This is a genomic window from Synechococcus sp. R5-13 (genome assembly GCF_047462015.1).
Lineage (GTDB): Bacteria > Cyanobacteriota > Cyanobacteriia > Thermostichales > Thermostichaceae > Thermostichus.
Genome location: NZ_JANSIL010000184.1, coordinates 1 through 6702 on the forward strand (window position 1 = coordinate 1; position 6702 = coordinate 6702).

Consider the following 6702-nt stretch of genomic DNA (forward strand, 5'->3'; position numbering starts at 1 on the left):
TCATCAAAGCGCATTCCTCCCGACACTGACCCTACGGGTACAGTGCGGGGCTCCTGCGCTAGTAAGCTGACACACCTGGAAAAATCGGCTTCAATAGGCCCTAGCTGCGCTTCTTGGCAGCAGAGGTGGTTCATCGTCCCCCTATTTTCTTCCCTTCACCCGTGACACCCAAGTCTTCTTCCCGTACCCCGGCTCGCCACGTGTCTATGCGTGCAGAGCAGGTTGCTGGGCCGCGGCTGGACATCTCTGTTGCTCCACGAGTGCATCGCTCCCAAGGGCAGGGATCCCTGGTTCGGGCAGGGTTTCCCTCCTCTCTCCCAATTTCCGGTCGGCGGACGATCCCTGTCCAGCGCTCCCGCCGGCGCGGACGGCAAGAACCTGGCCACGAGCCTCAAGTCTGGGAGATGGCCTGTCACATCGGGGTGAATGTCTTGTTTACGGCGGCTGCCCTCAGTGGTTTGTATCGCCTCTTGCCGGTGCAGTTGGCTCAGCACCACCGGCTCCAGGTTCTGGAGCGGCATATCGAGGTCTTGTCCACTCGGATTTCTCGGCTGCAGGAGGGGGTGGATCGAGGTATGGATCCCTTGCAGCAGGAGGCCCTGATCAAGGAACGGCTGAATCGGGTGCCACGCAATCAAATTCAGGTGCGTTTGGTGGATCCCAGTACCTGGGTGGCGGACGACGAGAAGAACACCCACCCTTCCTGGATCGGGCAGTCCACCCAGTCGCCTGCCAGGCCGTAGGCTGCCTCTGCCTAGGCTTGTTTGAGAAGCAAGGCCACCTCTTTGGCAAAGTAGGTGAGGATGATATCGGCGCCAGCCCGCTTCATGGCCAGCAGCGATTCCATCATCACTTTTTTGCCGTCGATCCAGCCCTTTTGTTCGGCGGCTTTGATCATGGCGTACTCGCCGCTGACGTTGTAAGCGGCCACGGGCAGATCCGTCGATTCCTTGACTCGGTAGATGATGTCCAGGTAGGCCAGGGCCGGCTTCACCATCACCATGTCCGCCCCCTCGGCTTCGTCCAGCTCCACTTCCTTGATGGCTTCCCGAGCATTGGCGGGATCCATTTGATAGCTTTTCTTGTCTCCCGATTTGGGCGCGGATCCCAGGGCATCGCGGAAGGGGCCGTAGAAGGCAGAGGCATATTTGGCGGAGTAGGCCAGGATCGCCACATCGGTGTAGCCTTGGTCATCCAGGGCCTCCCGAATGGCACCGACACGACCGTCCATCATGTCCGAGGGGGCCACAATATCCGTTCCCGCCTCTGCTTGGGAGAGGGCTTGCTTGACCAAAACTTCCACCGTCTCGTCGTTGAGGATCACCCCATCCCGCACGATGCCATCGTGGCCATCGCTGTTGTAGGGATCCAAGGCCACATCGGTTACCACCAAGATCTCGGGGATTTCCTGTTTAATCCGCCGCACCGCCCGCTGGATCAAGCCCTCTGGGTTGAAGCACTCCTGCCCGGTGGGATCCTTTTTCTCTTCCGGCACCACCGGGAACAGGGCCACCGCCGGGATCCCCAATTGAGCGGCTTCTTCCACCTCCTTTAGCAGCAGGTCTAGGGTGTAGCGGTAGCAGCCGGGCATCGACTCCACTTCCTGCCGCTGGTTCTCCCCCTCCATGACAAACAGGGGATAGATCAGATCCTGCACCCGCAGGTGGGTTTCCTGCACCATCTGGCGGAAGGCCTCTGTGCGCCGCAGCCGACGGGGACGGTAGATCAGGTCTTGGCTCATGGGAGCAGCAGGAAAGAGGGCGTTTCTATTTTGCCATGAGGTCGGTAGGGGCTGAGCTGGTCGTTGGGCGAGGGGCGACATCCGGGGCAGAGGGGAAATGCCGGGCCAGCCAGCGGTGGAGGGTCTCTTTTACCGCTTCCGCTTGGCAGTCGTGCAAAAGATCGTGGCGCGACCGGGGAAAATCGTGGATTTCTCCCTGGGGCAGCCGACGGGCAAAATCCACAGCTCCGGCAGGATTGACGACGATATCGGCAGAGGTGTAAAGCAGCAAAACCGGCAGGCGGAGCCGATGGGCTTGATCAAGGCAGCGCTGCCCGCTGCGCGCCAGTTCGGCTGTAAATCTGGCCCGCGTCACACCGCACATGTAGGGATCCGCCGCAAAGGCGGCTTGCTGCTCGGGTAGGGAAGTCACCCGCGCTGGCTCGTAGAGGCCAGTTAAGGCCAGCTGGGGAGCAACCCTGTCCAAAACTTGCAGAAGGGCGTGGGTAAAAGGGGTGAAATAGTGGTCGATGCGAAAAGCCGGAGAGATGAGAACCAGGCCCTGCACTTGGTCGGGATGGGCGAGGGCATATTCCGTAACCCAGTTGGCCCCCGCGCTGTACCCGCACCAGATCTGCGGGATCCCTTTCTGCGGCCAGACCTGCTGGGCGATCCTCTCCAGATCCGCTTGATATTGGCTGAAACGGTCGATCCAGCAGCGGATCCCGCCGGAGCGACCAAATCCCCGCATGTCAGGCGCCAAAACCTCCCACCCTTGAGCAGCCAACTCGCCGGCCAAAGGGCAAAACCCGCCGCCGTGATCCCCTTTACCGTGCAAAAGCAACACCCGTCCGCAAGGGGATCCCTGGGGCCAGTGGTGCAGAAAAGCCGGGATCCCATCGGAAAGCGGCAACTCCTGGGGCCGATAGATCCCCGACGAAGGTTGCGGCTGAGCTCCCGACCGCCCATCCAGAACCTCTAAGTGGCCTAACCGATCAAAAGGCATGGGCAAATCCAACACACGTCCGGCAAGACCGGCAAAGCCGCAAATTATATCTTCCTATGTCCCGGTCGCCCGCGAGCGCTGCCGCCGCTGAGGAGCGGCAATCTTTGTTTCCAGTCCAAAATATTTCTTAACAATCTCTGCTCTTGCCGGGGATCCCCGACATGCCGGGCTTTGCAGCCTTTTCTGAGGATGGGATGAAAGGATCTCTCGGGGGGAGACTGGGGCCATTTGCGGGAAAAAGGCCCTCTGAGAGGTATGATGTTGTGAAGAAGTTTTGCGGGGTCTCAGGTTTGACGGGATCCCCTCTCTGGGGTGGTTCACCCTTGTTTTACGATTGCCTTATCGCTTCATCAGTTCACTCAGTCGGAAACGGGTTGCTGAAACTATGCTGTTACTGAAAATCTCTGTTTACGCGGTTGTCATCTTTTTTGTGGGGCTTTTTGTGTTTGGTTTTTTGAGCAACGACCCCTCCCGCAACCCCAACCGTCGAGACCTGGAGTAGGGGATCCCGCCTTGGGCAGCTTGCGAACTCCAGTGATAACTGGCTCATCGCTTGAGGGAGCATGCCTCCGGCCCTATTTTTGTGGAACTCTGCCGGTCGCACCGGCGGCGCGGAACGCTAGCCCTGGGGAAATTGACGCCTGTGGAGATCCCTCCGGCGGTGCGGCGACGCAAGCTGCTGCTGGTTAGGGGTTGTGGAAGCAGGAAGAAAGCCGCAGCGGTGAGCAAGATTCAGTCCTTGTTCGGACTTCGGCCCGCTGGTGGGCATTCCCCTCTAGAGTGAGTGGCCTCACCCCAAAACCGGCAACTCTGCTTGCCTACTGGAAGGCTGTAATCAGCAGTGTTTGGGATCCGGAGCGATTCTGTTGGTCAAACGCGGTAATCCGGAACTGCCAAACGCCGATGGGATCCCCGAGGGCAACGCGGAAATCGGTACTGAAGCTACAAAAGGTGGCCCCAGGGTTACAGCCGGCCTGCTGTGGGCTGAAGAATTCCCTTTGCACGCGCACGCCGCTGGGGTTGAAAGTTTCCAGCTCGAGGAACTGCGTTGGACGAGCACCGCCGGGCACACTCACCTGCACCGTGAAGGCCGGCGTGGAGGTGCCCACCCGCACCGAGGTGGGCGCATTGATAAAAGAAACCGTTGGGCCTTGGGGTGGGGGCAGGATCGAACCCCCTGAGCTGCCGCCATCTCCACAGGCAGCCAGCCCGGTTGCCAAAAAGCCGGTGGCCAAAAGGGTGAGAGCAGTACGTTGCATCCCTCAGTTCCTCACGAAAACCCGTCAATCCTCACAAGACTTGACCAGAATCTGCGCCTCCATCTGGGACTGCCGTTGGGGTTAGCACGGCTCTAAGTTACCAAAAAACTGGGTCTAAAGCCCTGCCCTAAGGCCTACGGCCCGCTGACGCGACTAGGGCGGCTTTGTGCTATGCTGCCCGCAGCGGCAGGGTAGTCAACCGCTCTAAAAACCCAACAGTCTAAGGACTGGATACAGCCTCAGCAGGCTTTGTGGTTGTTGTTTGCAACGGTACCTAAGGGCATTAGGGAACCGATCTGGGTGCTAGGGCTTGCGTAGCGCTTGGGGGAACGCCTGGGGAGACGAGCACCGCTGCTGTGGAGGGGCAACCCAACACGATAAGTGCTGTCGCAGAACCAGGAACCAGAATCCCCTGCCTAAAGGCAGGGGAGCATGTCAATTTCTGCCTCCACAGCCTGAGAAAAGATGCGCCACGACCTAAATCTGCATGGGCCTTTGCGCACAGTTGGTTCCTCCGCTTCAGAGCAGCAGCAAGCGCCGCAACAGCAACGCTATCACCGCAACAAAGCTGGCCACGATGATCTGTCCCGGCAGAGTATAGCCGGAGTAAAGCCCTATCAACCTCAGCAACTCCTCGTTCCAGGGTTGCGTGGCCAAAAGGTAGAGAATCCCGGTCAGGTGAACCAAGGCCAAAGCCACCAAGCTGCCGGATCCCAACTCTTGGAGGCCCACCGGGGAGTAAGGGATCCCTTCTGCCCACCGCTTGGCATCGGCAGCGCGTTGGTGGGCCGGGGGAGAAGGGTAGGGATCCCGTTGCGGAAAAGCAATTGTCCCGCAGGCCCAGGCTCCTGGCAGAAACCCCAGCAAGTAGCCAAAGGCAGGCTGGTATAGGTACTGCCACCCTCCCCCTTGGGCAAACACCTGTAGCCCTGCCAGCCCCAACCCTAGGTAGACGATCTGGGCGCACACCGCCGCCACCGGCCCCGCCAAACAAGCCGTCAGCAACACGCCCCCAATTTGCAGCGAAAAGCTGTATCCCCCCAACCCAGGCAGCCCGGGCGGAAAACTCAAATGGGTTAGGGTGCCCAAAATGGTCAGGAGGACCCCAATCGCCGTCCAAAGCCATTCCAGAGGAGTTAAGAGCAAGCCAGACCGCATAAACCGAGAGGAAATTTTTCCCTATGCTGAGAAGGGGAAGGGGCAGATGGGGTGGGCAAAAGGTGGTCAAGGCAGAGTGGATTGAACTGGCCCAGGCCCTGGCCGATGCTGCCGGAGCGGTGATTCGCCCCCTGTTTCGCGGAGAACTGCAAGCCGAATACAAAGAGGCCCGCTCCCCAATTGTGACGGTGGCCGACCGGGAGGCAGAGCGGGCCATGCGAGCTTTGCTGATGGCCCAAGTGCCAGAACACAGCATCCTTGGCGAAGAGTTTGGTTTTCACCAGACGGGATCCCTCTACACTTGGGTTTTGGATCCCTTGGATGGCACCATCGCCTTTTCCACCGGCAAGCCCACCTTTGCTACTCTGATTGCCCTCTTGGAAGAAGACCGCCCCATTTTGGGCATCATCGATCAGCCGGTGTTGCGCGAACGCTGGCTGGGGGTACGGGGACAGCCCACTCAATGGATAACCCCCTCCCACCGGCAAGCCGTCCGAGCCAAGGCCAATACCGACCTCAGCCGCGCCTACTTGAGCTGTACCACCCCTGATTTGTTCACCCAACCCGACCAACAACGGTGCTTCCAGGGGCTCAGCCAAGCAGTTCACATTACCTCCTATGGGGGCGATGGCTACCAGTACGGCCTGCTGGCCAGCGGCTGTGTGGATCTGGTGATGGAGTGTGGCCTTGCCCTCTACGACTTTGCTGCCCTTGTGCCGGTGATCGAGGGATCCGGTGGCGTGATTACCGATTGGCGAGGGGATCCCTTAACCCGCACCTCCACGGGAGAAGTGTTGGCGGCAGCCAACCCCAGCTTGCATCGACAGGCCCTGGCCGCGATTCAAAAAAGCGGGATCTACCCAGCGAAATAAGCAGGCTCATTGCCAGGTTTCCACTTGATGTTGCAGCCCAGGCTGGGCTTTTGGTCGGGATCGATGGGCTTGCCGGCCAGAAGGTTATCCAGCGCCGCCCGCAAATCTTTGCCCGTCACCGGCACATCGGTCAGGCTGGGACGGCTGTCGTCCAGTTGACCACGATAGACCAACTTGCGATCCGCGTCGAACAAGAAAAAGTCGGGGGTGCAGGCGGCGGTGAAGGCTTTGGCCACCTCTTGGGTTTCGTCGTAGCAGAAGGGGAAGGTAAAGCCCAAGGTCTCGGCCATCTTCTTCAAGTTCTCTGGGCTGTCATCCGGGTATTTCTCCACATCGTTGGCGCTGATGGCTACAATGCCGACGCCGCGATCCTTGTAATCTCTGCCAAGGCGGGCCAGCTCCTCTTGCACGTGCTTCACATAGGGACAGTGCTGGCAGATGAACATCACCAGCAGGGCCGGCTTGTCGGCAAAGGTGGAGAGGGAGATGGTTTGGCCGCTCACCACATCCGGCAGGCTGAAGTCAGGGGCTGGGGTGCCCAAAGGCAGCATGGTTGAGGGGGTACGGGCCATAACAAACCTCCGGCGTAAGGTTTCCTCAATCATTGTGGATCATCCTGCTGATACATTCACGCTGAACTCTCCTGAACATGGTTCAGGAAAGAAGCGATCGCATCCTGCCTATCTC

Annotated in this window: 8 protein-coding genes; 3 read left to right on the plus strand and 5 right to left on the minus strand. The window is 59.5% G+C overall.

Features of this window, described 5'->3' with window-relative positions:
* The first annotated feature begins 206 nt into the window (after positions 1-206).
* The gene (locus tag NW840_RS13035; RefSeq protein WP_414344726.1) at positions 207-743 is read left to right on the plus strand and encodes a hypothetical protein; all 537 of its coding nucleotides are present in this window, start codon (positions 207-209) and stop codon (positions 741-743) included.
* Between the two features lie 11 nt (positions 744-754).
* On the opposite strand, the gene hemB is transcribed toward NW840_RS13035, so the two are convergent.
* Positions 755-1741 (minus strand): porphobilinogen synthase, encoded by a 987-nt coding sequence (hemB, locus tag NW840_RS13040; protein WP_414344721.1) that lies wholly within the window; start codon positions 1739-1741, stop codon positions 755-757.
* 25 nt (positions 1742-1766) lie between these two features.
* Positions 1767-2726, minus strand: coding sequence for a lysophospholipase (locus tag NW840_RS13045; protein WP_414344722.1), 960 nt, complete (start codon positions 2724-2726; stop codon positions 1767-1769).
* Positions 2727-3111: 385 nt separating this feature from the next.
* Between NW840_RS13045 and NW840_RS13050 the strand changes: the two genes are divergently transcribed.
* Positions 3112-3228, plus strand: a complete 117-nt coding sequence (locus tag NW840_RS13050) for a photosystem II reaction center protein I (RefSeq protein WP_011434021.1) — start codon at positions 3112-3114, stop codon at positions 3226-3228.
* Between the two features lie 316 nt (positions 3229-3544).
* Here NW840_RS13050 and NW840_RS13055 read toward each other — a convergent pair whose 3' ends face one another.
* Together NW840_RS13055 and NW840_RS13060 are read right to left on the minus strand one after the other, a co-directional pair.
* A complete protein-coding gene (locus tag NW840_RS13055; protein ID WP_049749596.1) occupies positions 3545-3985 on the minus strand; it encodes a hypothetical protein in 441 nt (146 codons plus the stop codon).
* Positions 3986-4504: 519 nt separating this feature from the next.
* Positions 4505-5143 carry a biotin transporter BioY gene (locus NW840_RS13060; RefSeq protein ID WP_414344723.1) on the minus strand — a complete coding sequence of 213 codons (639 nt, stop codon included), beginning with the start codon at positions 5141-5143 and terminating at the stop codon, positions 4505-4507.
* Between the two features lie 23 nt (positions 5144-5166).
* Between NW840_RS13060 and NW840_RS13065 the strand changes: the two genes are divergently transcribed.
* Positions 5167-6015 carry an inositol monophosphatase family protein gene (locus tag NW840_RS13065; RefSeq protein WP_414344725.1) on the plus strand — a complete coding sequence of 283 codons (849 nt, stop codon included), beginning with the start codon at positions 5167-5169 and terminating at the stop codon, positions 6013-6015.
* On the opposite strand, the gene NW840_RS13070 is transcribed toward NW840_RS13065, so the two are convergent.
* Positions 6000-6587 (minus strand): thioredoxin family protein, encoded by a 588-nt coding sequence (locus tag NW840_RS13070; RefSeq protein ID WP_041437584.1) that lies wholly within the window; start codon positions 6585-6587, stop codon positions 6000-6002. The genes NW840_RS13065 and NW840_RS13070 overlap by 16 nt on opposite strands.
* Positions 6588-6702 lie beyond the last annotated feature (115 nt).